This is a genomic window from Pseudomonas sp. G1002 (genome assembly GCF_013385455.1).
Taxonomy (GTDB): Bacteria; Pseudomonadota; Gammaproteobacteria; order Pseudomonadales; family Pseudomonadaceae; genus Aquipseudomonas.
The window spans coordinates 165276-190441 of record NZ_JACAPY010000019.1; the positions used below are offsets into that span (position 1 = coordinate 165276).

Below are 25166 nucleotides of genomic sequence, written 5' to 3' on the forward strand. Positions count from 1 at the left end.
TGGTGTGCCTTCTTATGCGCGGTCGGCAACTCTGCAAGCATGGCATGACTTTCACCTGAACCGAGACCCCTATGACTGCTTCGATCCTTGTACTGGGCGCCGGCGAACTGGGCCTGGCGGTACTGCGCCAACTGTCCCGCCTGGCTGCACCGCAAAATGTGTCTGTGACGGTGTTGCTGCGCCCCGCCACACTGAACTCCCCCGACCCGGCCAAACAGCAGGAAATCATCGAACTGCGCGCCTTGGGCATTGAGCTGCTGGCGGGTGACCTGGCCAATGGCTCCGAGGCCGAGCTGGCAACGGTGTTCGCCGACTATCACACCGTGATCAGTTGCATCGGCTTTGCCGCAGGCCCCGCCACTCAGCGCAAGCTGACCCGCGCGGTCATCGCAGGCGGCGTGAAACGTTATGTACCGTGGCAGTTCGGTGTGGACTACGACGTGATCGGCCGCGGTTCGGCCCAGGACCTCTGGGATGAACAGCTTGACGTGCGCGACTTGCTGCGCTCCCAGCAAGGCACGCAATGGGTGATTGTCTCCACCGGGATGTTCACCAGCTTCCTGTTTGAACCGTCCTTCGGCGTCGTCGACCTGGCGCAGAATACCGTGCATGCATTGGGAGATTGGGACACCGCTGTCACCGTCACCACGCCTGAGGACATCGGCCTGCTGACGGCACGCATCCTGTTCAGCACGCCGCCGATCACCAATCAGGTGGTGTACACCGCCGGCGACACCCTGACCTACGGCGAGCTGGCCGATACCGTGGATGCGCAACTGGGGCTCACCCTCAAACGCGAACGCTGGTCGGTGCGCTACCTGGAAGCGGAACTGGCCGCTGCACCCGAGGACAACCTGATGAAATACCGGGTGGCCTTCGCCCAAGGCAACGGCGTGGCCTGGGACCCTGCCATTACCTTCAATGGGCAACAACAGATCGCCGTGACCAGCGTTGCCCAATGGATTGAGCAGAACCTCAAGGCACCGGCAACCACCCGCTGAACTGCCCCTGGCTGTCCAACGTGCACCAGGCGAAATCCCAGGGCAGCGGCGGCAGCCTTTGCAGCGCCACGCCACTGCCCGGCTTCCAGTCCACCACCTGAAGCGGCGCGCCTTGCCAGGCCACAACCACGCCCCGGACCTGGCTGGTGTCATCGCTGACCCAACGGGCCGCGGCCGCTGTCATGAACGCTTCGATGGGCTCTTCATCGATCTGCGTGCGATACACCGAACCGAGCAGCCAACGGCACACGTTTACATGGTAGGTCCAGTCCAGGGAGGGACGGTTGCGGTAAGCCCAAGTCATGAAACTGCGAAACAGGTTCAAGCCCTCCGGCGGGTCAAGCTTGAGCAAACCGGGGCAGATGTCGAACAAGGTGTGCCAGTACGGCAGTAACCGTGCATCCAGGTGGACGAAACAGCGGGCGTTACTCGGGTATTCGACAGACGGTAGCAACACGTCGCCGCGGGACGGACGGCGCGACGCCTTGCTGACCAGGCGGGCAGCGCCGGAAGGCAGGATAGAGCTCATGGAACGCACTCACACTCGTGACGATAGAACGCCTCCTGGTATCAGGAAGCCCGGGGCACACGTCAGAATGCAGGGGAAGCGCGAGGGTTGGCCGAGGGCCAGGAATACCGTGGAGGGGCCTTGTTGCGCCGCTCATGGGCCGGGCGCGGCTTTTGCCCGAGGCCCAACAGCCAGGCCAGGCAAAACAGGAAGACGATGCCCAGGGTCACGGCGGAGCACACCGGGCAGGCGAAGAAGTTCGACCAACTGCTGGCCGTCGGATTGCCCAGGCCGGCATCCGAGGCCGGCGCCTTGGTGCCCAGGCTTGAGCAGAACTGACTGCCCAGGCCATTGAGCTCAAGCCCCATCATCTGCCCATGGCCCAAACCGCAGACGAACACATTGAACAGGACGCAAAAATACAGGGTCCAGGCAATGAGTGAACGGTCCGGGCGGGAGAGTTTCATGGCGGCGACTTTACCATTCCCCCTGTAGGAGCTGTCGAGCTTTAGCGAGGCTGCGATGCAGGCGCCACGGTCTTGCAGGAATACCGAGCCGATCCCTTCGCAGCCTCGCTCAAGCTCGACAGCTCCCACATTTGGTCTTGCCCGGCAGGGCCTGTGACAGAACGTCGCAGATTACGCCCAGAGGCCCGGGTTGTTAGAATGCCACGCTCTCCTCGCCTGATTTAACGCTTCGTGGTACCCAGGCGCTTCACAGGATGCACAGTTGATGAGTACGTTATTCACCCGCCGCAAAGTCCTCTCCGGCATGGGATTGCTGGGCCTGGGCCTGCTGGCCGGCTGTGACAACAGCCCGAAACTGAACTTCAAGTACGGCAAGGATCTGAGCGACAAGATCATGGGCCGTACCTTCAAGCTCAAGAACACCGACGGCGAGACCGTCACCTTGAGCTCTTTCCGTGGCTTGATGCCGGTGGTGTTCTTCGGCTTCACTCAGTGCCCGGCCGTGTGCCCGACCACCCTGGCGCGCATGGCCCAGGCGAAAAAACTGATGGGCCGCGACGGCAAGATCATGCAGGTGGTGTTTATCACCCTGGATCCGGAACGCGACACGCCCAAGATACTGGACGCCTACGTCAAGGCCTTCGACCCCAGCTTCCAGGCGCTGTACGGCACCCCGGAAGAAATCGCCGTGGCCGCCAAGGAATTCGGGATCTTTTATGAAAAGATCCCCGCCGGCGACAGCTACACCCTCTCCCACACCGCCACCAGCTTTGTGTTCGACACTCGGGGCACCCTGCGCCTGGGCTTGTCTGCCTCGCTTAACGCCAAAGAGTGCGCAGAAGACCTGCTCACCGTCATGGAGGTCTGCTAATGACTGCCGTTCAACACCTCAAGCGCTTCGCCCTCGGTCTCTCCCTGCTCGGCCTCGCCGCCCACGCCAGTGCACAGGCAGTGGTCACCGACGCCTGGGTACGCGCCTCGGTACCGGGCCAGCCGTCCAGCGGCGCGTTCATGACCGTTACCGCCGACAGCGACAGCAAACTGCTCAGCGTGGCGTCGCCGGTCGCCAAGACCGTGCAGATCCATGAGATGACCATGAAGGACGACGTGATGCGCATGGGCCCGGTGGATTCGGTGCCATTGCCCGCGGGCAAGGCGGTCAAGCTCGACCCGGATGGCTATCACGTGATGCTGATCGACCTCACCGCCCAGATCAAGGAAGGCGACCAGGTGCCGCTGACCGTCACCGTGGAAAATGCCAAGGGTGAAAAGCAGTCGATCGAAGTGAAGGCCCAAGCCCGTGCGTTGAATGCAACGGAAACCATGGATCACAGCAAGATGCACTAAAGCGCAGATCAAAATGTGGGAGCGGGCTTGTGTGGGAGCGGGCTTGCTCGCGAATGCGGTGTGACAGTCACCGGATGTATTGACTGATCCACCGCTTTCGCGAGCAAGCCCGCTCCCACATTCGCCCTTCAGTGCCTGAAAAATCGGGCGTCCGCTTCATACTTTTTTCGTCTCGCCTCAACACTTTCTATATATTTTCAATCTGCAATACAACTCGTTAGCCTGCGCAAGCCGGACGCGTCTCCCTGTCGCCGTCCGGCCAGATAATTCTAAAAATAAGCAGCAGACAACGGGAATAACAATGAACAAATCCCCCATTACCCTGGGCTTGACTTCGGCCACCCTCGGTTTGACCCTCGCCTTCCCAACCTTTGCCGAAGCTGACTTTTTCAAAGACAGCAAGGCCGACCTCGAATTTCGCAACTTCTACTTCAACAGCGATTACCGCCAGCCCAACGCGAGCCAGTCCAAGCGCGATGAATGGGCCCAAGGGCTGATCCTCAATTACCAGTCGGGTTACACCGAAGGCCTGGTGGGCTTTGGCCTCGATGCCATCGGCCTGCAGGGTTTGAAACTGGACTCAAGCCCCGACCGCCAAAACACCGGCCTGCTCCCCGTGGGCGAGGATGGCGCACCGGACAGCTACAGTCGAATGGGCGCCACCGCCAAGGCGCGGATCTCCAAAAGCGTGCTCAAATTCGGCACGCTGATCCCCAAGCTGCCGACCGTACTGCCCAACGATGGCCGGCTGCTGCCCCAGACCTTTCGCGGCACTCAATTGACCAGCCAGGACATCGCCGGCCTGACCTTCGATGCCGGGCGCCTGACCAGCAACACCCTGCGTAACGACAGCGGCCATGCAGACATCGAAGTCGACGGCAAAGGCATCAAGGGCGCCGTGCCCAGCGATAAATTCGACTTCGCCAGTGCCAGCTACAGCTGGACCAAAACCCTGGTCACCGGCTACCACTACGCCAACCTCGAGAACAACTACAAGCAACACATCTTCAACCTGGTCCATACCCTGCCACTGGGTGACGCGCAGTCGTTCAAGACCGACCTGCGTTACGCCGACTCCAGCAAGGAAGGCAACAGCAACATCGACAACCAGGCCTTCGGTGCCAAGTTCACCTACAGCCTCCACGGCCACTCGTTCGGCGCCGCCTACCAGCGCATGAAAGGCACCACCGGCTTCCCCCACCTGGACGGTACCGACTCCTACCTCGTCAACTACGTGATGATCTCGCCGGACTTCGCCAACCCCGAGGAAAAGTCCTGGCAGGCCCGCTACGACTATGACTTCGCCGCCCTCGGCATCCCCGGCCTGACCTTCATGACCCGCTACCTCAAGGGTGACAACTTCGTGCGTACCCGAACCCTGGAAGGTACCGAGTGGGAGCGCAACACCGATATCGGCTACGTGTTCCAGAGCGGTGCCCTGAAGAACCTTGAAGTGAAATGGCGCAATGGCACGTATCGCAGCAATGGCAGCGGCAGCGATATCGACCAGAACCGCTTTATCGTCAGCTACACCCTGCCCTTGCTGTGATTTTTCCCGGAGCGTTGCACATGAATAGCAGAAAAAGCCTGATCCACCTGGCCGTCGCCTTTGCCCTGTTCAGCAGTTACGGCGCCCACGCTGCCGACACCGGCGCATTGCCCTGCAAAACCACCGAAGAATGCGCCTCCCAGGCGGCCAAAGTCGGCGCCACGCCGGGCTCCTCGCAAAGCGCCCACAAGGCCAAGGGCGACCCGACCCAAACCCAGTTCGCCTGGTTGAACCGCATCAACAAAGCCTCGATCGTGATGCTCACCGAAGAAGGCATCGTCAAGCCGGACATGGGCCACAAGATCGCCGGCGGCGTGCGCTTTGCCATCGACCAGGCCGACCAGCCCGATGGCAAGCGCCCGGAAGACGTGTTGCAACTGGAAAAAATCATGACCGACAAGATCGGTCCGGAAGCGTCGCTGATCCACTCCGGCCGCAGCCGCCAGGACATGCTCGCCACCTACCGCCTGGCCAAACTGCGCTCCCAGGTGCTGGCCTACAGCGAGGCACTGAACGCCACCCGCCAGCGCATCCTTAACATCGCCGACAAGAACATCGACACCCTGGTGCCCGCCTACACCAACGGCGTGCAGGCCATGCCCATCAGCTATGCGCACTACCTGCTGGCGTTCGAAGCCGCATTTGATCGCGACGGCCAACGCATCCGTGAACTCTACACCCGCCTCAACCTGAGCCCGATGGGCACCGCGGTACTGGCGAACTCCGCTTACCCGCTGAACCGCGAACGCCTGGCCGAGTTGCTGGGGTTCGACGGCGTGCGGGAAAACTCCCTGGATTCGAGCCAGGTGTCGACCTACGACATCCCGATCGAGGCGGCGAACCTCGCGGCGTCTTCGGCGATCCGCATCGGCGCGATGATTGGCGATATCCATACCCAGTACCATCAGATCCGCCCCTGGTTGCTGCTGGACGAAGAGTCCACCTACACCAGCAGTGCGATGCCGCAAAAACGCAACCCGGGGTTGTTGATGCGCACCCGGGAATCGGCCTCCGACGTGGTGGGCCTGGCGCAAACCGTGACCTTGCGCGCGCATAACGTCACCACCGGCATGACCGACTACAAGTTTGCGTTCGATTCATTGGGACTGTTCCAGTCCACCGATGACATGTTCAAAAGCATGGATGCCGTGCTGGATGCGCTGCAGATCAACCCGCAGCGAGCGCTGGATGAGCTGGAGTCCGAGTGGACCACTTCGATGGAGCTGGCTGACACCCTGGAGCGTCAGTTCAAGGTGCCGTTCCGCATTGGCCACAGCTTCGCCTCGTTGATCGTCACCGAGGCGCGCAGCAATGGCACCACGCCGAAGACCTTCGCGTATGCGGACGCGCAGAAGCTGTACACCCAGGCCGCGGACAAATACAAATGGACGCCGAATACGTTGCCGCTGGATGAGGCCGGTTTCCGTGCTGCGCTGTCGCCGACCACGATGGTCAAGACTCGCAAGGGTACGGGTGGGCCGCAGCCGGAAGAGGTCAAGCGGATGCTGGTGGAAGCGCGCAAGAATCTCGACGCGGACCAGAGTTGGTTGAAGGAGCGTCGTGAGAAGTTGAAAGGTGCTGAAGGCAACCTGGACAAGGCCTTCGACAAGTTGCTCAACGCCAAGGGCTGAAATGCGATCTGAATGTGGGAGCGGGCTTGCTCGCGAAGGCGGTGTATCAGTTAGCAGATTTATTGGCTGACCCACCGCATTCGCGAGCAAGCCCGCTCCCACATTTGACCGCGTTTGGGTCTGGAAAGCATGTTCGGCTCAGTGACTCAGTTCCCGCTTCAACACCTCATGGTCAATCGACTTCTGCCACCCGCATATCGCCAGGCACGCCACGCAATTGCCCAGCACATTGGTCAACGACCGACACTTCATCAGCCGTTCCACTCCCAACAACAAACCCACCCCTTCCAGTGGCACCAGTTGCAGGATGTTCAAGGTAGCAATCAGGGTAAACAGCGCCGAGCCCGCCACACTGGTAGACCCCAGCGAGGTAAACAGGCAGATCACCAGCACCGCCAGCAACTCGGGCACGGCAATCTCCACCCCGGCCAGATGCGCCAGAAACATGATGGCGGTGGTCAGGTAAATATTGGTACCGGCCAAGTTGAACGTATACCCGGTGGTCAACACCAGGCGCACTAATTGGCGATCACAGCCCAGCGCCTCAAGTTTGCTGACGCAACCTGGAAGTGCGGCCACTGAAGAGCCGGTGAACGTCACCAACAACAACTCTTCTTTCAAGTAAATAATTAGCCGGGTCAATTTAACGCCGAGCAGGCGGGTAATCGTGGCGAACACTAGAATGACGAACACCGCGCAAACCAGGTAAATAACAACAATGAACTTCAAGAGCGGCAGCACCGAACTTAAACCGTACTTTCCCACCACAAATGCCATCGCCCCAAACGCCGCCAGCGGTGCGAACTTCAGGATAAACCGCAGCAACCAGAACAACCCGGCGACCGCCGCTTCCAGCCAACCGAGGCAGCGGTTTGCGACCTGGCCGCCACGCCCCAGCAGCAGGCCGCACAGCACCGCCACCAGCATCACCTGAAGCACCAGGCTTTGGGTGAAAACCTTGTAAAGACTGGACGAAATCGAGGTCATCGACAGCTCGTGCAGCAGCGTTTCGGGCGCGGCAGGCGGTGTCAGATGATCAAAATCCAGGTTGGCCACTGCCGTATGATCCAGGCTGAACAACCACCCCGTCGACATTCCCAACACCAATGCAGCAAGGGACATCAGCTGGAAATACACCACGATCCGCCCCACTACATGCCGATGGTGGGGCTCGCGCTTGATACCTGCGACACCGGTCGACACCAGCACAAACAACAGAAATGGCATCAGTAACCCGACCATTTTTATAAAGGCGTCACTGAGCAGCTTCATCTCGACTGCCACGCCCGGATAAAAAAGCCCCAACACCATGCCAAGAGCAATGGCAATCAAAATAGGCAAGGTGGCGTTATTCGAAAATCGGGTCGACATCAATGCTCCATGGTCTTTTTATTTATTGTTATTGTCGGATCAGGCCACTTTCGGCATATTGGTCGCCAAGGCGCATTCAGGCCACAAATAATAAAGTCTTGTCACGGGATATACCACCATGGAACTTCGCCATTTACGTTATTTCATCATGGTGGCCGAAGAGCGACATTTCACCCGCGCTGCCGCTCGCCTGAACATGCAGCAGCCGCCCCTCAGCCAACAGATTCGTGCCCTCGAACAAGAGCTGGGATTCGACCTGTTCAAGCGCCACCCCAAGGGCGTCGACCTGACTGCCGGCGGGCTGGTGTTTCTCGATGAAGCGCGGGTGATCCTCGCCCGCGTCGAGCAAGGTTCCCTCAAGGCGGCTCGCGCTGCCCAGGGTATCGAAGGCACGTTGGTCATTGCCTTCACCAGTTCCGCCGCCGCCCACCCGCTGATCCCGCGAATCATCCGCGCCTACCGCGAGCAATACCCGGGCGTGGAGCTCTCGATCAACGAAGGCAGCGCCCGGGAAGTCACCGAAGACACCATCGAAAAACGCATCGACATCGGCATCCTCCGCGCACCGGTGGGCGACCACCAAAGCCTCACGTTCCACCGATTGCTCAACGAAGAAATGCTGCTGACCCTGCCCGTCGGGCATGCGCTGCTCAAGGGTGCCGAGCCAAAAATCACCATGGCCGACCTCAAGGACGAACGCTTCATCCTGGTCCGCCGCCCCGGCGCGCCGGGGATGTACGCCAACCTGATCAAGGCCTGCCAGAACGCCGGCTTCGAGCCGAAGATTGCCTTTGAAGTGGAGCGCATGCTGACCAACGTCAGCCTGGTGGCCGCCGGTGAAGGCATCTCGGTGGTGCCGGCGTCGATGCGCGACGTGCATCGCGAAAGCGTGGTGTACTGCCGGATCAGCGATGCACGACCCAGGTTGCTGGCGCCGATCACCCTGGTGCGGCGCGCGTTCAATCCGTCGGCGCCGTTGCAGAATTTCATTGGGCTGGCGCGGGAGTTGGCGGGGGTTTATCGCAAGGGTTGAAGGGCGATGGAACGTCAATCGACCACAAATAACTTTGCGCCAATGGCAGTGGAGGAACGATGCCCCTCCATGTCATTGCCCACCTGATAACTCATCCCGGCAGTCAGCGTGAACTGCCGGCCATCCTCCAGCTCGGTGTGCAGCTCACCTTCCAGGCACAGCAGGATATGCCCGCGCCAACACCAGTGATCCGCCAGGTAACCGGCGCTGTATTCGACCATGCGCACGCGGGTTGAACCGAACTGGCAGGTGCGCCAATACGCACTGCCGGTTTCGCCGGGATGCATCACCGGTTCGAGGGTCGACCAGTCGGTGGTGCCAAAGGGGATTGCGGTCAGGTCCATGGTTTTCTCGGCATTGAATAGGTATGGATGAACCGTACCGATAAGGTGAATGCCGCGATAGAGACAGATCCGCTGCATTTGCGGGATACAGGGCGATGACTCTTGGTATCCTGCCAAGCCTCTTCGCATGGAAGCCCGTCGATGAAGATCGATCCATCCTTTGTTGTGCATGAGACCGAGCACTGGCTGCTCAATCATCACCTGTCATCCGCACTGCCGGGCTACCTGATGCTGGGTGCCAAGGCGCCGGTTGACTCACTGGCCGAGATGCCCGATGCGGCGCTCGCGGAGCTGGGTGGGTTGCTGGCCAAAACCCAGCGGGTCATGGAGGCTCAGTTGAAGCCCAAGTGGCTTTACATCAGCCGGTTCGGGCATATGCCGGGCTTCCCGCTGCACTTTCATTTCATACCGGTGTATGGATGGGTTGAAGCGCTGTTCTGGCAGGATGAGCGCTATCGGGTGCTGCAGGATTTCGGGACGCAGCAGAAGGCTACCGACGGTGCGGAGCTGACGCTTTTTATCTGGCGGGAGTTTGGTGAGAGCCCTACGCCGCCGGTGGTTCAAGGAGCTTCGGTGAGCGAGGTGATCAGGTGTTTGCGTACGGAGTTCAATACCCAAGACGACACATGACCTGTGGCGAGGGAGCTTGCTCCCGCTGGGCTGCGCAGCAGCCCCAAAAAGGTCAGCGAGTTCTTTCAGTCAGATTGCGCTGGCTTTATTGGGGCCGCTTCGCGACCCAGCGGGAGCAAGCTCCCTCGCCACAGCAAGCGCCCTCACCACAGTTTTTCCGTGTCAGCGCAAACGGCGCAGGTGTTTACGCATAGGAATACAGGCCAACTGCAACCCCGATGGCGAGTGGTAGATCGCCTGCTCATCGCCCACATACCCACACCGTCGATAAAAATCCGCCGCGTTCAACGTCGCGTCCAGGATCACTTCCTCGATCCCCAATTCCTGCGCCAACGCTTCCAGATACGCCAGTATCTGTTTGCCAATCCCGCGTCCGGTAAACCCGGGCAGCACAAACAGCGCACCGATTTCGTTGTTCGCCAGATCCAGCATGCCGGTGGCCACAGGTTCAGCGTTCACGCAGCCCAGGTAAAAATGCTTGTCCATCAGCGTGTCGTAACCGTCCTTGGCTGCGCCTTGCGTCCACAACATCATCTGCTCGGACGTATAGGCGCCGATGCATTGACTGCGTATGGCCAACAGGCGAATGTCGAAGGCTGCCTGTGCATCTTCCAGCGTGGCGCGTCGTATCTCGAGCATCTGTCCCTCCATGGACGTCAGGCGTTCTCGTCACCCGGTCGGGTAAACGAATAGCGATCAATATCGGTCCTCAGCTGCCAGCCCTGGCTCTGCCAATAACGGGCAGCGCTGTCGTTGGTCTTGAACACATCCAGGTGGCATTTGCGGATGCCCAATTGCGCCAGGCTGGTGAGGCAGCGCTCAACCAACGCGTTCGCAATACCCTGGCGCCGATACGCGGGCAGCACCAGCAAGTGCTGCAAATACCCGCGCCGGCCATCGTGCCCGCACATCACGCACCCAACCAGCCCCCCATCGACCTCGGCGACGAAACTCATGCCTGAATTGCGCTCCAGGTAACGCTCAGTGGCCTCGCGGGAGTCGGCATCGCGCAGGGAGATGCCAGGCGTTTTCTGCATCAGTTCGAGCACGGCGTCGTAGTCGGCAGTGCTCATTACGCGAATAGTGACCATGGTGTTCAAAGCCCTCTGAGTTCGCACTGATTTTGCCTGTAGTTGTGCCGGTCGCGCACGCATAAATACACGACCGGATAACCGCTTGAGTCAACGCAGCTGAAACCAGGTGGTTTTCAGCTGCGTGTACTTGTCAAAAGCGTGCAGCGACAAATCACGCCCGAACCCGGATTGCTTGCCACCACCGAACGGCACCGCCACATCCAGGGCGTCGATGGTGTTGACCGACACCGTCCCGGCATTCAGCGCCCGGGCCACACGGTGCGCACGGTTGAGGTCATCACTCCATACCGAGGCCGCCAGGCCGTAGAGGCTGTCGTTGGCCTGCTGTATCGCCTGCTCTTCCGTGTCGAAAGCGCTGACGGCAAGCACCGGGCCGAACACTTCATCACGGGACAGGGCCATGTCGCGGGTCACGTCGGCAAAAATGCTCGGCTGGATGAAGTTGGAGGAGCCATTGATGGTCAACTGTTCGCCACCGCACAACAGCCTGGCGCCCTCCCCCTGGGCTTGGCTGATGGCGTGCATGATGCGTGCGGTTTGCTGACTGTCGACGATGGCACCGGCCGCACTGCCGGGGTCCAGCGGATCACCCGGTATCCAGGCGCGCGACTTGGCGATCAGGCGCTCGACGAATTCGTCATGGATGGAGCGTTGCACGTAGAGACGGGAGTTGGCCGAACACACTTCGCCCTGGTTGAAAAAGATGCCGAAGGCGGCCTTCTGCGCCGCAAGGTCCAGGTCCTGGCAGTCCTCAAACACCAGGTTCGGGCTCTTGCCGCCACACTCCAGCCACACCTGTTTCAGGTTGGACTGGGCGGAATACTGCATGAAGTATTTGCCCACCTGAGTGGAGCCGGTGAACACCAGGCAATCCACGTCGGGGTGCAGCCCCAGGGCCTTGCCGGCACTGTCGCCGAGGCCGGGCACCACATTCAACACACCTTCAGGGACACCGGCTTCCAGGGCAAGCTGGGCCAGGCGCAGGGCAGAAAACGGCGACTGCTCGGCAGGTTTCAAGACCACGCTGTTACCGGCCGCCAACGCCGGCGCGAGTTTCCAGGCGGCCATGTCGAGCGGGAAGTTCCACGGCACCACCGCCGCGATCACCCCCAGTGCTTCACGCGTGATGGTTGCCAACGCGTTGTGAGCGGTGGGCGCGACTTGATCGTAGAGTTTGTCGAGGGCTTCGCCGTACCAGGCAAACACATTGGCGGCGCCGGGCACGTCAACGTTGTAGGCGTCCATCACCGGCTTGCCCATGTTCAGCGAATCGAGCAGCGCCAGTTCCTCGCGGTGGGTCATCAGTAATTCGGAGAGCCTGATCAAAATTTTCTTGCGCTCCACCGGCGGCATCCGTCGCCAGGGGCCGGTCTCGAAGGCCTGGCGTGCGCTGCGCACGGCCAGGTCGACTTCTGCGTCACCGCAGGCTGCAACCCGCGACAGCAACTGCTGGGTCGCAGGGTTAATGGCATCGAAGGTCGCCCCGGATGCCGCATTCACTGAGCGGCCACCGATCAGGGCGGTGTTGATGAACGTCTGGCGGGCAACACGCTGTTGCCAGTAGTTAAGGTCGAACACGTTGTACTCCCAACGAATGGCGATGGATAAAAGAGGGGTTCACTCGGCGATCTGCAGTTCCGGCATCTTCACGCGCAGCCCCCGCGTGATGCCCAGCAGGCACAGGAGCCCAAGCCCCATCCAGCACAGGCCGATGGTGAACGACAGGCTGGAAAGGCTGCTCCATAGCCAGATCGTGCTGAGGAACCCCAGCGCCGGCACAACCGCGTACAGCAAGTAGTTCCTGGTACCGCGCAACTTCTGGTCGACCAGGTAGTGCTTGATCACCGCCAGGTTCACCGCCGAGAACGCGAACAGCGCACCGAAGCTGATCATGTTGGCGACGGTATCCAGCGTGATGAACAAGGCAATCAGCGAGAACAGGCTGACCAGCACGATGGCCGTGGCGGGCACGCGCTTTTTCGTCACCAGCTTGCCGAGCACGCGGGGCAGCGCGCCGTCACGGCCCATGGCGAACAGCACCCGCGACACGCTGGCCTGGGAGACCATCGCCGAGGCGAAGCAACCGGCGACATAGGTTGCGGTAAAGGCGGTCACCAGCAGTTCGCCGCCCACCCGGCGCATCACATCCACCGAGGCGGCATCCGGGTCGACGAAGCTGTTCCATTGCGGGAACACCATTTGCGCGAAATACGAAACCAGCAGGAACAGCAGGCCGCCGAACAGCGACACCACCATGATCGCCAACGGGATGGTGCGGCGTGGGTTGGGGGTTTCCTCGGCCATGGTCGACACCGCATCGAAGCCAAGAAACGACAGGCACAGCACCGCGGCGCCCGCCATGATCAGCGGCGCGCTGAAGCCTTCATGGTGGAATGGCGCCAGCAGCGACACGGGTGCGGACTGCTCGCTCAGGGTGTGCACCGACAACGCCACGAACACCACGATGAACACCAACTGAGCGACGATGAGTATCCAGTTGACCCGGGTGATGGACTCGATGCCCACCAGGTTCAGCGTGGTCACCAGGGCAATCGAGCCGAGCACCCACACGGCGGTCGGCACCCCGGGAAAATACTCGGACATGTAGATGCCGATCAGCAAATAGCTGAGCAACGGCAGGAAGATGTAGTCCAGCAACAGGGTCCACCCGGCGATGAAGCCGAAGTAAGCGCCAAACGCCTTGCGGGTGTAGGAGTAGACCGAGCCCGAATAGGGATGCGCCTGGACCATGCGCCCATAGCTGTAGGCCGTCAGCAGCATGGCGGCGAGGGTCAGCATGTAGGCGGTCGGCAAGTGGCCCTTGGTCATTTGGGTCACCAGCCCGTAGGTGGTAAACACCGCCAGCGGCACCATGTACGCCAGGCCGAACAGCACCAGCCCGATAAGACCCAGCGGCTGACGGAACCGGCGGGACGAGGCGGCTTTGGGTGAGGATTGATGAGCGGGTGTATCAGTCACGTTTGTTATTGTATTCATGGGTGACTCCTGGAAATGGGGATGCAGGGCGTCGCGGCATTCGATGGCATCGATGCCGTTCAGCGTTGCCTGATGGAGGTTGCGCACCACCCCTCGCCTGGGGTGGCGCGCTGGTCACTTCAGAGTTTTCCCGCGATCCGTGCGGTGCGATCCACGGCGATGCGGGTCTTTTCAACCAGCTCGTCCAGCTCAGTGCGCGTGGCCACCAGTGCCGGCGCCATGATCATGCGGCCCAGCGTCGAGCGAATGATTACGCCCTCTTCGAAACCAAACGTGCGGCACTGCCAGGCCAGGTCATTTTCGTTCTCGAAGCGCTTGCGGGTGCTCTTGTCTTCAGCGAACTGCAAGGCCGCGAGCAGGCCCGTGCCCTGGATCTCGCCGACCATCGGGTGATTGCCGAACACTTCATGGAGGATTTTTTGCAGGTACGGCCCGGTGTCGTTCTTCACCTGGCGCACGATGCCTTCATCCCGCAGCGCCTTGAGGTTGGCCAGCGCCACCGCTGCCGCCACCGGGTGCCCGGAATAGGTCAGCCCGTGGGCAAACACGCCGCCGTGCTCCACCAGTGCATCGGCCATGCGCTTGCTCAGCACCAGGCCACCCATCGGCAGGTAACCGGAGGTCAGGCCCTTGGCGATGGACAGGGTGTCGGGCTCGAAACCGAAGTGTTGATGGGCGAACCATTCGCCGGTACGGCCAAAGCCACCAATCACCTCATCGGCACACAGCAGCACATCGTATTGCCGGCAAATGCGCTGGATCTCGGGCCAGTAGCTTTCCGGCGGGAAGATCATGCCGCCCGCGCCCTGGAACGGCTCGGCGATAAACCCGGCGACGTTTTCAGCGCCCAGCTCGAGGATTTTCTCTTCCAGCTGCAAGGCGCAGCGGCGGCCGAACTCGGCAGGCGTCAGCTCGCCGCCATGGGCGTACCAGTAGGGTTCGTCAATGTGTGCCACGTCGGGAATCAGGCCGCCCATCTCGTGCATGAACTTCATGCCGCCCAGGGCAGACGCCGCCAGCGTGGAGCCGTGATAACCATTCCAGCGCCCGATCATGATTTTTTTCTGCGGCTGGCCGACCACTTGCCAGTAACGGCGCACGGTACGGATCAGTACTTCGTTGGCCTCGGAGCCCGAGTTGGTGTAGATCACGTGGCTGTAGTGGCCCGGCAACAGGCTGAAGAGCAACTCCGACAGCTCGATCACCGCCGGGTGGGTGGTGTGAAAGAACATGTTGTAGTACGCCAACTGGTCCATCTGGGCGGCAGCGGCAGCGGTCAAGTCCCTGCGACCGTAACCCAGCTGGGTGCACCACAGGCCCGACATGCCGTCCAGGTAACGCTTGCCTTCGCTGTCCCACAGGTAAAGGCCCTCACCGCGCACCATCACCCGCGGGCCTTCGGCATTCAGCGCTTTTTGATCGACAAATGCATGGATGTGGTGGGCCGCATCCGACTTCTGGTAGTCCTCGGTCAGGCGGTTCAGTTGGGCGGGTACGTTCATGGTATTTCTCTCTTATTAGTAGTGACGCAAGGGCGAGCAACGCCGCTCAGCGGTGCTTGCTCATGTAGCTTTCAAGGGGGTCTTTGCTCAGGACGCCCTGGGCTTCGGCCAGCGAATCGATAAACAGGGCAAACAGTTCCGATTGCGCGCCGATATCGAGCTTGGTGTAGATGTGCTTGCGGTGGGACTTGATGGTGTCTTCCGAGACATCGAGGCGTTCGGCCAGCGAACGGGTGGAATGCCCGCGCAGGATCAGTTGGGCGATCCGGCATTCCCGCTCGGTCAATATCGACGAGCCGAAGTTGTTCAGCGCCGAGTGAATGCGCTGCTCCAGCAGGTTTTCGAATCGCGCCCCCTGGGCATCCAGGCCAACGAAATGCTTGCCCAGCACCGCCAGCACCCACGGCGCGATGCGTTTGAATTGGCCGGTGATGGTGGCGTCGAGCTTTTGCGTAAAGGCCAGCGACACCGCCAGGCTCGAGCCGTTGCTCGACTGCAGGATGTAGTTCAGCTCATCCTCCAGATGGGAGTGGCGGTAAAACGACTGGAAGTATTCGCTGAGCTCGAAGTGATCGGGGGCGACCTCGGCCAGCTCGTAACACCCGGAGCTGACGCCCTCCACACAGGCCCCGTAAAACGGGTCGAGCAGATAAAACCCCGACAGGTACTGGCGCACATTGCCTTGTGGCAACCATGGCCCGTCCAGCTCGAACAGCGCACTGGGCATGCCACCGCGCGGGTAGAAATACAGCGTGGTGGCCTGGATCGGCTGGAGATAACCGAGAGCCTCGAACAAGGTCGCGGCGAACCCCGATTGCCCGATGCTATCGGTCACCCGGGCCATCTGTTCGAACCATTGCGCAGAAGAAAGCCGGTCGTTTTCCACTTCAAACACTCGCTGAAAGAACTGCAAGGATGGTTGCACACCCGCTCCATCCTCGAAATCACCCGATAGGGTGAGCCTGCATCCGATATTTATGCTCACTTCCCAGCTTAATAATATTTTATTAAAAACCGCCCTCCCCCTAGCCTTGAAGCCATGCCCAAGCTGAATCCAACTGCATTACGCAAGGACAGACACATGACTCAAGCAATAACAAAAACAGACACGCTGGTGGTGGGAGCCGGTCAGGCTGGCGTCGCCATGAGCGAGCACCTGAGCAAGCAAGGCGTGCCGCACCTGGTGCTGGAGCGCAGCCGTATCGCCGAGCGCTGGCGCACCGGCCGCTGGGATTCGCTGGTCGCCAACGGCCCGGCCTGGCATGACCGTTTTCCGGGCCTGGCTTTCGATAACGTCGCCCCCGATGGCTTTGCGCCGAAAGAGCGTGTGGCGGACTACTTCGAAGCCTATGCACGCAAGTTCAATGCACCGATTCGTACCGGCGTCGACGTGACCTCGGTGGTGCGCAATGTCGGTCGCCCAGGCTTCACCATCCACACCAGCGAAGGCGTGATCGAAGCCAACCGCGTGGTGGCGGCCACCGGGCCGTTCCAGAAGCCGGTGATTCCGGCGATTGCCCCTCAAGACAGCGCGCTGCACCAGATCCACTCCGCCGACTACCGCAACCCCGCGCAACTGCCGGCCGGCGCAGTGCTGGTGGTGGGGGCGGGTTCCTCCGGGGTGCAGATCGCCGACGAACTGCAACGCTCCGGGCGCCAGGTGTACCTGTCGGTGGGTGCTCACGACCGCCCACCGCGTGCCTATCGCAACCGCGATTTCTGCTGGTGGCTGGGCGTGTTGGGTGAGTGGGACCAGGCCGCGATGAAACCCGGCCGCGAGCACGTGACCATTGCGGTGAGCGGCGCCCACGGCGGCAAGACCATTGACTTCCGCGAGCTGGCCCAGCAAGGCATGACCCTGGTCGGCCTGACCCAATCCTTCAACGGCAGCGTTGCGAGCTTCCAGCCCAACCTGGTGGAAAACCTGGCCCGCGGCGATGAGAACTACCTGGCCCTGCTGGATGCGGCGGATGCCTATATCGAGCGCAACGGCCTCGACCTGCCGCCAGAGCCCGAAGCGCGTCGTGCGTTTCCCGATGCCGAGTGCATCAAGCACCCGATCCTGGAACTGGACCTGGCCAAGGCCGGTATCACTTCAATCATCTGGGCCACCGGCTTTGCCGTGGATTACAGCTGGCTGAAGGTCGATGCATTTGACGCCGCCGGCAAGCCGCAGCACCAGCGCGGCGTAGCCAGCGAGTCAGGCATCTACTTCCTCGGTTTGCCATGGCAGTCGCGCCGGGGCTCGTCGTTTATCTGGGGGGTGTGGCATGACGCCAAGTACGTGGCCGACCATATCGCCATCCAGCGCCAATACCTTGAGTACCGCGAACCCACACCGGTTGTTCACACCTCACCTGTCAGCGCCTGATCACTTTTTTCTGGAGTTTTTTTGATGCCTACTCACACTCGCATCCGCATGTTCAACACCAAGGAAACCTACCCTAACCAGAGCCTGGACAATGACCTGTGCCAGGCCGTACGCGCCGGCAACACGGTGTATGTACGGGGCCAGGTGGGCACCGATTTCGACGGCAACCTGATCGGCCTTGGCGACCCGCGCGCGCAAGCCGAACAGGCAATGAAAAACGTCAAGCAACTGCTGGAAGAGGCCGGCAGCGACCTGAGCCACATCGTCAAGACCACCACCTACCTGATCGACCCGCGCTACCGCGAGCCGGTGTACCAGGAAGTCGGCAAGTGGCTAAAAGGCGTGTTCCCGATCTCCACCGGGTTGGTGGTTTCGGCCCTGGGCCAGCCACAGTGGCTGATGGAAATCGACGTGATTGCAGTCATCCCCGAGTAATCCAAGGAGGCACGACATGACCTTTTCAATCGTCGCCCGCTGCGCGGAAACCGGCCAGATGGGCATTGCCATCAGCTCATCGAGCATCGCCGTGGGCGCCCGCTGCCCATGGCTGCGGCCCGGCGTGGGTGCGGTCTCGACCCAGAACATCACCCTGCCCGCCCTCGGCCCGGACGTACTCGATCTATTGGAGCAAGGTCTTGCCCCTGCCGATGCCGTAGACAAGGCCCTGACCCGCAACGGCTACAGCCAATACCGGCAACTGACGGCGATTGATCACCTCGGGCGCACGGTGCATTTCAGCGGCAACGAAACCCTTGGCACCCACAATGCGGTGTCGGGCGAACAGTGCGTGGCCGCCGGCAATATGCTCGCCGACCGCGCGGTGATCGAGGCGATGATCAAGGCCTTCGAGCAAGGCGAAGGCCAACTGGCAGACCGCCTGCTGGCCGCGATGCATGCGGCCATTGCCGCCGGGGGCGAAGCCGGGCCGGTGCATTCCGCCGCGCTGGTGGTGGTGGGCGAGCTGACCTGGCCGATCATCAACCTGCGGGTGGATTGGGCCGACGAGCAGCCGATCGCCGAGCTGCAAAAGCTCTGGGACGCCTACCGTCCACAGGTGCAGGACTACATCGACCGCGCCCTCGCCCCGGACCGCTCCCCTGGCTACGGCGTGGCCGGAGACGACCGATGAGCACCAGCCGCGAACTGCTGCAGGCGCTGGTGGGGTTTGATACCACCAGCCGCGAATCCAACCTGAAGCTGATCGAGTTCGTGCGCGATTACCTGGCAGGGTTCGGCGTGCCTTGCGAGTTGATCTACAACGATGAGCGCAGCAAGGCCAATCTGTTCGCCACCCTCGGCCCGGCGAATGTGCCCGGGATTGTGCTGTCGGGGCACACCGATGTGGTGCCGGTGGATGGCCAGCCGTGGACGTTGCCGCCGTTTGAGTTGACCGAACGCGACGGCAAGCTGTTTGGCCGGGGCACGGCGGACATGAAGGGCTACATCGCCTGTGTACTGGCGCTGGTGCCGGCCTTGGCAAGCGCAGACTTGCGCATGCCGGTGCACATCGCCCTGTCCTACGACGAGGAAGTCGGCTGCCTTGGGGTGCGTTCGTTGCTCAAGGTGCTGGAACAATGGCCGGTGAAACCACTGCTGTGCATTATCGGCGAGCCCACCGAGTTGAAGCCGGTGCTGGGCCATAAAGGCAAGCTCGCCATGCGCTGTGAAGTGCATGGCGAGGCCTGCCATTCGGCGTATGCGCCCCAGGGCGTGAATGCGATCGAGTATGCGGCCGAGTTGATTGGTGAGCTGGGGCGAATCGGCCAGCGGCTCAAGGTGCATCAGGACGAGCGCTTTGACCCGCCGTTCAGCACCGTGCAAACCGGGGTGATCTCCGGGGGCAAGGCGTTGAATATCGTGCCTGCCGATTGCCGTTTTGACTTTGAAGTGCGCGCCCTGCCCTCGATGGACCCGGGTGAAGTGGCCGAGGAGCTGCAAGCCTATGCGATGCAGCAGGTGTTGCCGCGGATGCAGGCGGTGAGCCGGCAGAGTGCGATTCGCTTCAGTGAGTTGTCGGCGTACCCGGGGCTGGCCACCGACCAGCGCAGCCAGGCGGCGGAGCTGATTGCGGCGTTTTGCGGCTCGCGGGAATTTGGCACCGTGGCGTTCGGGACCGAGGGTGGGTTGTTTGATGCGGCGGGCATTCCGACGGTGGTGTGCGGGCCTGGGAGCATGGACCAGGGGCATAAGCCGGATGAGTTTGTGAGTGTTGCGCAACTGAAGGCTTGCGATGCCATGTTGTTGCGCATGCTCGACTCGATTCGCGCCTGAAACGCGGGCCAAATGTGGGAGCGGGCTTGCTCGCGAATGCGGTGCGACAGTCACCCAATGTATTGACTGATCCACCGCTTTCGCGAGCAAGCCCGCTCCCACATTTTAGTTCTGTGTCTAACCTAACAACCGCGCCAGCTCTTCCCGGCAATACTCCACAAACAACTGCACCGGCTTGGTCAACGGCGCCCGCCGCAACCACACCGCCGACAACCCCGACCCCGTCACCGTCTCCGCCAACGGCACGCACACCAGCTTCTGCCCGTCATAGGAATACGGCGAAAACGGCTTGGTCACCAGGATCGAAAACCCGAACCCGCGCCCCACCATCCCCCGCACCATCTCGATCGACGGCGAACTGAAGACAATATTCGGCGTCAGCCCACGCTCTTCAAAGATGCTCACGAAGTACGTCCGGCTCGGCAGCACATCCAGCAAAATCATCGGTTCCAGCACCAAGTCCGCCAACGACACCTTGGCCTGCTGCGCAAACCGGTGATCCGCCGGCAGCAACGCATAGGGTTGCTGCGGCGGCATCAGCGGCGTGGTCTCGATGGCGCTGCCCAGGTCATGCTCAAACAGCATCGCCACATCGATACTGCCGGCCGTCAGCGCCTGCACCAGTTCCTGTTGTTCGCCATCGCGCAGACGGATTTCCACCCCCGGCCAACGCTCCCGGAAACCGGCAATCAAGCGCGGCAAATACAGCGGTGCCACGGTTTCGAAGCAACCGATATCGATCTGCCCCGCCACCACGTCATTGTCTGCCAGGGCGTTCTGCTCAAATTCGTGGGCCACCCGCAGCAGCTCCAGGGCCTTGCGATAGAACCGCGCACCGCTTGGCGTCAGCGACACCCCTTGGGCGTGATGGCGGATAAACAGCTGCACACCGAAGCTGTCTTCCAGCTGTTTGATGGCCGTCGACACCGACGGTTGCGCGATATAGAGCTTGCGCGAGGCCTCTGCCACGCTGCCGCACTCGGCCGTGGTTACAAAATATCTGAGCTGGCGCAGGTTATAGGCAGCCATCGGGACCTCCATAAACGTGGGATTTCGCCCCAAACAAGTGCGTGAAAATCGGCTTTTTCACACTGATTCAAGTGCATGCAACATACCGGAGCAAAAAAACCCGCGAGATATTATTTTTAAGGTCTATAGCAACAAACTTACTAATTTACCTCCCTGTGACCATTGCACATGATCACTCCAACAACAAAAGCGACGCACACGCGCCGCCCAGCGAAGTACGTCAACGTACTCACCTTGCCTTGGAGCTCGTCATGGTTACCACTGCAACATCCTCCGCCCCGCTTATCGAAAAACACACGATTGGATACGTGCCCCCGGAAGATCGCCACGGAAAGGTAAGAGACCTGTTCACCCTGTGGTTCGGCGGCAACATCGCGCCGTTGCCCATCGTCACCGGCGCGCTGGCCGTGCAACTGTTCGGCCTGAACCTGGTGTGGGGCATCATCGCCATCCTCGTCGGCCACCTCGTCGGCGGCGTGCTGATGGCGCTGCACTCGGCCCAGGGCCCGCAGATGGGCATCCCGCAAATGATCCAGAGCCGCGCCCAGTTCGGCTCCCTCGGCGCACTGCTGGTGGTGGTGATCGCCGGCGTGATGTACATCGGCTTCTTCGCCTCCAACATCGTACTGGCGGGCAAATCCCTGCACGGCGTCGTCGACGCGATCCCGGTACCGGTAGGCATCGTCATCGGCGCCATCGGCTCCGGGATCATCGGCATCATCGGCTACCGCTTCATCCACGTCCTCAACCGCATCGGTACCTGGGTGCTGGGCGCGGGCATCGTGCTGGGGTTCGGCTACATCTTCACCCATGTGCAGACGGCCGACTTCCTGACACGCGGTAACTTCAACATCTCCGGCTGGCTGGCCACCGTGTCGCTGGCCGCGCTGTGGCAAATCGCGTTTGCGCCGTATGTGTCTGACTACTCCCGCTACCTGCCGGCGGATGTGCCGGTGGCGTCGACCTTCTGGACCACCTATTTGGGTACCGTGCTCGGTTCCAGCCTGTCGTTCATCTTTGGTGCGGTTGCGGTACTGGCTACGCCGGTGGGCATGGACACCATGGACGCGGTCAAACTGGCGACCGGCTCCATTGGCCCGCTGATGCTGTTGCTGTTCCTGCTTAGCGTGATCAGCCACAACGCACTTAACCTGTACGGCGCCGTGCTGTCATTGATCACCCTGGTACAGACCTTTGCCTACCGCTGGATCCCGACCGCCAAGGCGCGTGCAGTGATCTCGGTGCTGGTGCTGGCGGCGTGCTCGATTGCGGCGGTGTTTGCGTCAAAGGATTTTATCGGGCACTTCGTGGACATGGTGCTGGTGCTGCTGGTGGTACTGGTGCCGTGGACGGCGATCAACCTGATCGACTTCTATGCGATCCATAAGGGCAAGTACGACATCGGTTCGATCTTTCGCGTGGATGGCGGGATTTATGGCCGGTACAACCCCCAGGCGCTGGTGGCCTATGCGGTGGGGATTGTGGTGCAGATTCCGTTTATGAATACGCCGCTGTATGTCGGGCCGATTTCGGCGCATATCAACGGGGCGGATTTGTCCTGGTTGGTGGGGTTGGTGGTGACGTCGCCGTTGTATTTCTGGTTGGCGAGTCGGGACAGTGCGTATAAGCGGCGGTTGGAGGGGGGGAAGTTGGTGGGTGGGGTTTAATAGAGCCTGGCTCAGTTACCAGAAAACCCGCATTTGCGGGTTTTCCAGTTATCCGGCTTGGCGAATATTGATGGTGCCAGGAAGGCCGCCATCGCGGCCTCGCTAAAGCTCGACGGCTCCCATAGGGGGTCGGTGGTGTGAGTGGGTTTTGTGTTCGGCGGTGCTGTCGGGGTGTTCTTTCTTTATCATGGGGGCTGTCGTTCAATTTCTCTGGTAACCCAATGCACGCCCTCACCTTCCGTAACGCCAACCCCGCCGACGCCAACCGTTGCTACGAAATCGAAATCACCGCCTACGAAGGCGACGAAGCCGCGACTCTGGAAAAGATCGCCACGCGCATTGCGCTGTACCCGCAAGGCTTTCTGATCCTGGAGGCGGATGGTGTTGTGGTCGGTTTCATCAACTGCGGTTGCGCCGATGAAGTGGTGATGTCGGATGAGGCCTTCAAGGAGTTGGTCGGGCATTCAGCCGATGCGCCGAATGTGGTGATCATGTCGGTGGTGGTGGATCCCGCCCAGCAAGGCAAGGGCTACTCCACGCGCTTGATGACGGAGTTCGTGCAGCGCATGCAGGCGATGGGCAAGAAGACCATTCACCTGATGTGCAAGGACCGCCATGTGGAGCTGTATAAGCGCATGGGCTATCGCTATGTGCAGCCGTCGGCGTCGGACCACGGCGGGATGGCGTGGCATGAGATGGTGATGGATATCTAGCCATCACACTTCCCCCTGTGGCGAGGGAGCTTGCTCCCGTTGGGGTGCGAAGCGCCCCTGATTCAGTGGACGCGGTTTTTCAGAGACCTGGTGACCGGTTTTGGGGCTGCTGCACAGCCCAACGGGAGCAAGCTCCCTCGCCACAGGGAAAGCATTTGCCTTGGGTTACGGGTTTCCCCCGGCCCACACGTGCGGGCGACGTGCAGCCCAAGGCGTTGCCCGTTCCAGTTGCGTCGCCAGGCCAAGCAACATGCCCTCCTGACCAAACGCGCCCATGAACTGCATGCCGATCGGCAGCCCGCTCCGGGAATCATGACCCAGCGGCACCGACATCGCCGGCGCGCCAATGACATTGGCCAGCGCGGTAAACGGCGAATGCGCAAACACTCGATTCATCCACCCTCGCCCGTCCAGTTGCGCCTGGCCCTGGTTGTAGTCGCCGATCATCGGCGCCAGCCCGGGCAGTGTGGGCGACAGCAGCACGTCATATCGCTGGAACAGGTCACCCATGTGGCGCGCGACGATGTTGCGTTCCCACAGTGCACCCAACAGGTCTGTCGCTTGCAGTGACTTGCCCAGGCGATACAACGCCAGAGTCGCCGGTTCCAGGTATTCAGCACTGATCGAACGACCCGTCGCGCCGGCAACTGCATCTATCCAGGCTGCCGTGTTCGACGACCAGAAACGCGCATTGAGTTCGACAAACGCTTCCCAACTCACGCCAATGTCCGGCTGGATTTCTTCAACCTGATGACCCAGTGCTTCCAGTTGTTTGGCGGTATTGAACAGCGCCTGTTCCACCGCCGGATGCAGCTTTTGCCCGCTTAAAGGCAGGCTCTGGAGGGCAATGCGCAACGAACCGGGCGCCCGTTGGGCAAGCGCCGAAAAGCTGTTTTCTGGCGGTGCTATGTGGAACGGATCTCCAGGCGCGCCGCCATGGATCGCGTCGAGCATGCCAGCGCTGTCGCGTACCGAACGGGTCAATACCCCGTGCACTGCCAAACCACTCCAGACTTCGTCGACGTCCGGCCCCATGGGCACGCGGCCACGGCTCGGCTTGAGCCCGAACAGGCCGCACATGGACGCGGGTACGCGGATTGAGCCGCCGCCATCGGTCGCATGCGCCACCGGTACCAACCCCGCCGCCACCGCCGCTGCCGAGCCGCCGCTGGAACCACCGGCGCTGCGCTGCACGTCCCACGGGTTGCGGGTGGGGCCTGAAAAGCGGCTTTCGGTGGTGGTGCTGGCGGCGAATTCGGGGGTGGTGGTGCGGCCCAACGGCATGAGGCCGGCGCGGCGCAGGCGGGTCATCAGTTCCGAGTCGGCATCGGCGGTGCAGCCCTGCGCGAGCGCGCTGCCGAGTTCATTGCGGCGGCCTGCGGCGCTGACGCCCAGGTCTTTGAGCAAAAGCGGCACGCCATGGAACGGGCCTTGGGCCGCAACCGGTTCATCGTCCCAGGCTTCCACCAAGGCGTTGATCTGCGGGTTGACGGTTAAGATGGCTTGCAAGGCCACCGCGCGCACCTCGTCGACACTGACAGCGTGGGTGTGGATCAGGCGTGCCAGGCCGGTAGCATCCTGATCGGCATATTCAGACAGGTACATGAAACCCTCCAAACGGGTATGATGAATACTCTTCGG

Annotated in this window: 25 protein-coding genes; 13 read left to right on the forward strand and 12 right to left on the reverse strand. The window is 61.3% G+C overall.

The features are described from left to right. Nucleotides 1-71 precede the first annotated feature (71 nt). Nucleotides 72-1001 (forward strand): aromatic alcohol reductase, encoded by a 930-nt coding sequence (locus tag HX801_RS09930; RefSeq protein WP_003207363.1) that lies wholly within the window; start codon nt 72-74, stop codon nt 999-1001. Here the strand turns inward: HX801_RS09930 and HX801_RS09935 are convergent. Beyond that, nucleotides 976-1530: a putative natural product biosynthesis protein gene (locus HX801_RS09935; RefSeq protein ID WP_003207361.1), complete on the reverse strand. Its 555-nt coding sequence runs from the start codon at nt 1528-1530 to the stop codon at nt 976-978. The two genes, HX801_RS09930 and HX801_RS09935, sit on opposite strands and share 26 nt — an antisense overlap. A gap of 62 nt (nt 1531-1592) precedes the next feature. After that, nucleotides 1593-1976, reverse strand: coding sequence for a DUF2946 domain-containing protein (locus HX801_RS09940; RefSeq protein ID WP_177021989.1), 384 nt, complete (start codon nt 1974-1976; stop codon nt 1593-1595). Nucleotides 1977-2241: 265 nt separating this feature from the next. On the opposite strand from HX801_RS09940, the gene HX801_RS09945 reads away from it, so the two are divergent. From HX801_RS09945 to HX801_RS09960, 4 genes are all read left to right on the forward strand, one after another. After that, entirely contained in the window at nt 2242-2847 is a 606-nt protein-coding gene (locus HX801_RS09945) for an SCO family protein (protein ID WP_003207358.1), read from the forward strand. Beyond that, a complete protein-coding gene (locus HX801_RS09950; RefSeq protein WP_003207356.1) occupies nt 2847-3323 on the forward strand; it encodes a copper chaperone PCu(A)C in 477 nt (158 codons plus the stop codon). The genes HX801_RS09945 and HX801_RS09950 overlap by 1 nt, the downstream gene beginning before the upstream one ends. Nucleotides 3324-3624: 301 nt before the next feature. Continuing rightward, nucleotides 3625-4872, forward strand: a complete 1248-nt coding sequence (locus HX801_RS09955; RefSeq protein WP_008435327.1) for an OprD family porin — start codon at nt 3625-3627, stop codon at nt 4870-4872. Between the two features lie 20 nt (nt 4873-4892). Further along, nucleotides 4893-6503 carry an argininosuccinate lyase gene (locus tag HX801_RS09960; RefSeq protein WP_177021990.1) on the forward strand — a complete coding sequence of 537 codons (1611 nt, stop codon included), beginning with the start codon at nt 4893-4895 and terminating at the stop codon, nt 6501-6503. A gap of 138 nt (nt 6504-6641) precedes the next feature. Here HX801_RS09960 and HX801_RS09965 read toward each other — a convergent pair whose 3' ends face one another. Continuing rightward, nucleotides 6642-7874 (reverse strand): cation:dicarboxylate symporter family transporter, encoded by a 1233-nt coding sequence (locus HX801_RS09965; RefSeq protein ID WP_177021991.1) that lies wholly within the window; start codon nt 7872-7874, stop codon nt 6642-6644. Between the two features lie 118 nt (nt 7875-7992). Here HX801_RS09965 and HX801_RS09970 point away from each other — a divergent pair, with 118 nt between their 5' ends. Next, complete coding sequence (locus HX801_RS09970) at nt 7993-8907, forward strand: LysR family transcriptional regulator (protein WP_102368851.1); 915 nt, start codon at nt 7993-7995, stop codon at nt 8905-8907. 14 nt (nt 8908-8921) lie between these two features. On the opposite strand, the gene HX801_RS09975 is transcribed toward HX801_RS09970, so the two are convergent. After that, a complete protein-coding gene (locus HX801_RS09975; protein ID WP_087692424.1) occupies nt 8922-9251 on the reverse strand; it encodes a DHCW motif cupin fold protein in 330 nt (109 codons plus the stop codon). A 141-nt stretch (nt 9252-9392) separates the two neighbouring features. Here HX801_RS09975 and HX801_RS09980 point away from each other — a divergent pair, with 141 nt between their 5' ends. After that, complete coding sequence (locus tag HX801_RS09980) at nt 9393-9881, forward strand: HIT family protein (protein WP_102368849.1); 489 nt, start codon at nt 9393-9395, stop codon at nt 9879-9881. Between the two features lie 162 nt (nt 9882-10043). Here the strand turns inward: HX801_RS09980 and HX801_RS09985 are convergent, their stop codons facing one another. From HX801_RS09985 to HX801_RS10010, 6 genes are all read right to left on the reverse strand, one after another. Beyond that, nucleotides 10044-10520, reverse strand: a complete 477-nt coding sequence (locus HX801_RS09985; RefSeq protein ID WP_177008600.1) for a GNAT family N-acetyltransferase — start codon at nt 10518-10520, stop codon at nt 10044-10046. A gap of 17 nt (nt 10521-10537) precedes the next feature. After that, nucleotides 10538-11035: a GNAT family N-acetyltransferase gene (locus tag HX801_RS09990; protein WP_256344239.1), complete on the reverse strand. Its 498-nt coding sequence runs from the start codon at nt 11033-11035 to the stop codon at nt 10538-10540. Nucleotides 11036-11062: 27 nt separating this feature from the next. Then, nucleotides 11063-12553 (reverse strand): aldehyde dehydrogenase, encoded by a 1491-nt coding sequence (locus HX801_RS09995; RefSeq protein ID WP_177021993.1) that lies wholly within the window; start codon nt 12551-12553, stop codon nt 11063-11065. Nucleotides 12554-12592: 39 nt separating this feature from the next. Continuing rightward, nucleotides 12593-13972 (reverse strand): APC family permease, encoded by a 1380-nt coding sequence (locus tag HX801_RS10000; RefSeq protein WP_023658770.1) that lies wholly within the window; start codon nt 13970-13972, stop codon nt 12593-12595. A gap of 119 nt (nt 13973-14091) precedes the next feature. Then, the gene (locus tag HX801_RS10005) at nt 14092-15474 is read right to left on the reverse strand and encodes an aspartate aminotransferase family protein (protein WP_177021994.1); all 1383 of its coding nucleotides are present in this window, start codon (nt 15472-15474) and stop codon (nt 14092-14094) included. A 46-nt stretch (nt 15475-15520) separates the two neighbouring features. Beyond that, the gene (locus HX801_RS10010; protein WP_177022031.1) at nt 15521-16360 is read right to left on the reverse strand and encodes a helix-turn-helix transcriptional regulator; all 840 of its coding nucleotides are present in this window, start codon (nt 16358-16360) and stop codon (nt 15521-15523) included. 153 nt (nt 16361-16513) lie between these two features. Between HX801_RS10010 and HX801_RS10015 the strand changes: the two genes are divergently transcribed. From HX801_RS10015 to argE, 4 genes are read left to right on the forward strand one after another with little or no spacing between them, the layout of a single operon-like run. After that, nucleotides 16514-17845 (forward strand): flavin-containing monooxygenase, encoded by a 1332-nt coding sequence (locus tag HX801_RS10015; protein WP_371316561.1) that lies wholly within the window; start codon nt 16514-16516, stop codon nt 17843-17845. A gap of 24 nt (nt 17846-17869) precedes the next feature. Next, on the forward strand, nt 17870-18280 hold the full coding sequence (locus HX801_RS10020) for a RidA family protein (RefSeq protein ID WP_003207327.1): 411 nt from the start codon (nt 17870-17872) through the stop codon (nt 18278-18280). A 16-nt stretch (nt 18281-18296) separates the two neighbouring features. After that, nucleotides 18297-18974, forward strand: coding sequence for a DUF1028 domain-containing protein (locus tag HX801_RS10025; RefSeq protein ID WP_177021996.1), 678 nt, complete (start codon nt 18297-18299; stop codon nt 18972-18974). Beyond that, on the forward strand, nt 18971-20116 hold the full coding sequence (argE, locus tag HX801_RS10030; protein ID WP_102606138.1) for an acetylornithine deacetylase: 1146 nt from the start codon (nt 18971-18973) through the stop codon (nt 20114-20116). Before HX801_RS10025 ends, argE begins: the two co-directional genes overlap by 4 nt. Nucleotides 20117-20233: 117 nt before the next feature. Here argE and HX801_RS10035 read toward each other — a convergent pair whose 3' ends face one another. Further along, nucleotides 20234-21145: a LysR substrate-binding domain-containing protein gene (locus HX801_RS10035; protein WP_003210159.1), complete on the reverse strand. Its 912-nt coding sequence runs from the start codon at nt 21143-21145 to the stop codon at nt 20234-20236. Between the two features lie 251 nt (nt 21146-21396). Here HX801_RS10035 and HX801_RS10040 point away from each other — a divergent pair, with 251 nt between their 5' ends. Then, the gene (locus HX801_RS10040; RefSeq protein WP_003210161.1) at nt 21397-22812 is read left to right on the forward strand and encodes a cytosine permease; all 1416 of its coding nucleotides are present in this window, start codon (nt 21397-21399) and stop codon (nt 22810-22812) included. Between the two features lie 221 nt (nt 22813-23033). Next, entirely contained in the window at nt 23034-23525 is a 492-nt protein-coding gene (locus HX801_RS10045; protein WP_177021997.1) for a GNAT family N-acetyltransferase, read from the forward strand. A gap of 165 nt (nt 23526-23690) precedes the next feature. On the opposite strand, the gene HX801_RS10050 is transcribed toward HX801_RS10045, so the two are convergent. After that, entirely contained in the window at nt 23691-25130 is a 1440-nt protein-coding gene (locus tag HX801_RS10050) for an amidase (RefSeq protein WP_177021998.1), read from the reverse strand. Nucleotides 25131-25166 lie beyond the last annotated feature (36 nt).

Bases quoted from the DNA above. Each gene is read 5' to 3' on its own strand.
- HX801_RS09930 (WP_003207363.1), top strand. From the start codon at position 72: ATGACTGCTTCGATCCTTGTACTGGGCGCCGGCGAACTGGGCCTGGCG.
- HX801_RS09935 (WP_003207361.1), bottom strand. From the start codon at position 1,530: ATGAGCTCTATCCTGCCTTCCGGCGCTGCCCGCCTGGTCAGCAAGGCG.
- HX801_RS09940 (WP_177021989.1), bottom strand. From the start codon at position 1,976: ATGAAACTCTCCCGCCCGGACCGTTCACTCATTGCCTGGACCCTGTAT.
- HX801_RS09945 (WP_003207358.1), top strand. From the start codon at position 2,242: ATGAGTACGTTATTCACCCGCCGCAAAGTCCTCTCCGGCATGGGATTG.
- HX801_RS09950 (WP_003207356.1), top strand. From the start codon at position 2,847: ATGACTGCCGTTCAACACCTCAAGCGCTTCGCCCTCGGTCTCTCCCTG.
- HX801_RS09955 (WP_008435327.1), top strand. From the start codon at position 3,625: ATGAACAAATCCCCCATTACCCTGGGCTTGACTTCGGCCACCCTCGGT.
- HX801_RS09960 (WP_177021990.1), top strand. From the start codon at position 4,893: ATGAATAGCAGAAAAAGCCTGATCCACCTGGCCGTCGCCTTTGCCCTG.
- HX801_RS09965 (WP_177021991.1), bottom strand. From the start codon at position 7,874: ATGTCGACCCGATTTTCGAATAACGCCACCTTGCCTATTTTGATTGCC.
- HX801_RS09970 (WP_102368851.1), top strand. From the start codon at position 7,993: ATGGAACTTCGCCATTTACGTTATTTCATCATGGTGGCCGAAGAGCGA.
- HX801_RS09975 (WP_087692424.1), bottom strand. From the start codon at position 9,251: ATGGACCTGACCGCAATCCCCTTTGGCACCACCGACTGGTCGACCCTC.
- HX801_RS09980 (WP_102368849.1), top strand. From the start codon at position 9,393: ATGAAGATCGATCCATCCTTTGTTGTGCATGAGACCGAGCACTGGCTG.
- HX801_RS09985 (WP_177008600.1), bottom strand. From the start codon at position 10,520: ATGCTCGAGATACGACGCGCCACGCTGGAAGATGCACAGGCAGCCTTC.
- HX801_RS09990 (WP_256344239.1), bottom strand. From the start codon at position 11,035: ATGCGTGCGCGACCGGCACAACTACAGGCAAAATCAGTGCGAACTCAG.
- HX801_RS10000 (WP_023658770.1), bottom strand. From the start codon at position 13,972: ATGAATACAATAACAAACGTGACTGATACACCCGCTCATCAATCCTCA.
- HX801_RS10005 (WP_177021994.1), bottom strand. From the start codon at position 15,474: ATGAACGTACCCGCCCAACTGAACCGCCTGACCGAGGACTACCAGAAG.
- HX801_RS10015 (WP_371316561.1), top strand. From the start codon at position 16,514: ATGCCCAAGCTGAATCCAACTGCATTACGCAAGGACAGACACATGACT.
- HX801_RS10020 (WP_003207327.1), top strand. From the start codon at position 17,870: ATGCCTACTCACACTCGCATCCGCATGTTCAACACCAAGGAAACCTAC.
- HX801_RS10025 (WP_177021996.1), top strand. From the start codon at position 18,297: ATGACCTTTTCAATCGTCGCCCGCTGCGCGGAAACCGGCCAGATGGGC.
- argE (WP_102606138.1), top strand. From the start codon at position 18,971: ATGAGCACCAGCCGCGAACTGCTGCAGGCGCTGGTGGGGTTTGATACC.
- HX801_RS10035 (WP_003210159.1), bottom strand. From the start codon at position 21,145: ATGGCTGCCTATAACCTGCGCCAGCTCAGATATTTTGTAACCACGGCC.
- HX801_RS10040 (WP_003210161.1), top strand. From the start codon at position 21,397: ATGGTTACCACTGCAACATCCTCCGCCCCGCTTATCGAAAAACACACG.
- HX801_RS10045 (WP_177021997.1), top strand. From the start codon at position 23,034: ATGCACGCCCTCACCTTCCGTAACGCCAACCCCGCCGACGCCAACCGT.
- HX801_RS10050 (WP_177021998.1), bottom strand. From the start codon at position 25,130: ATGTACCTGTCTGAATATGCCGATCAGGATGCTACCGGCCTGGCACGC.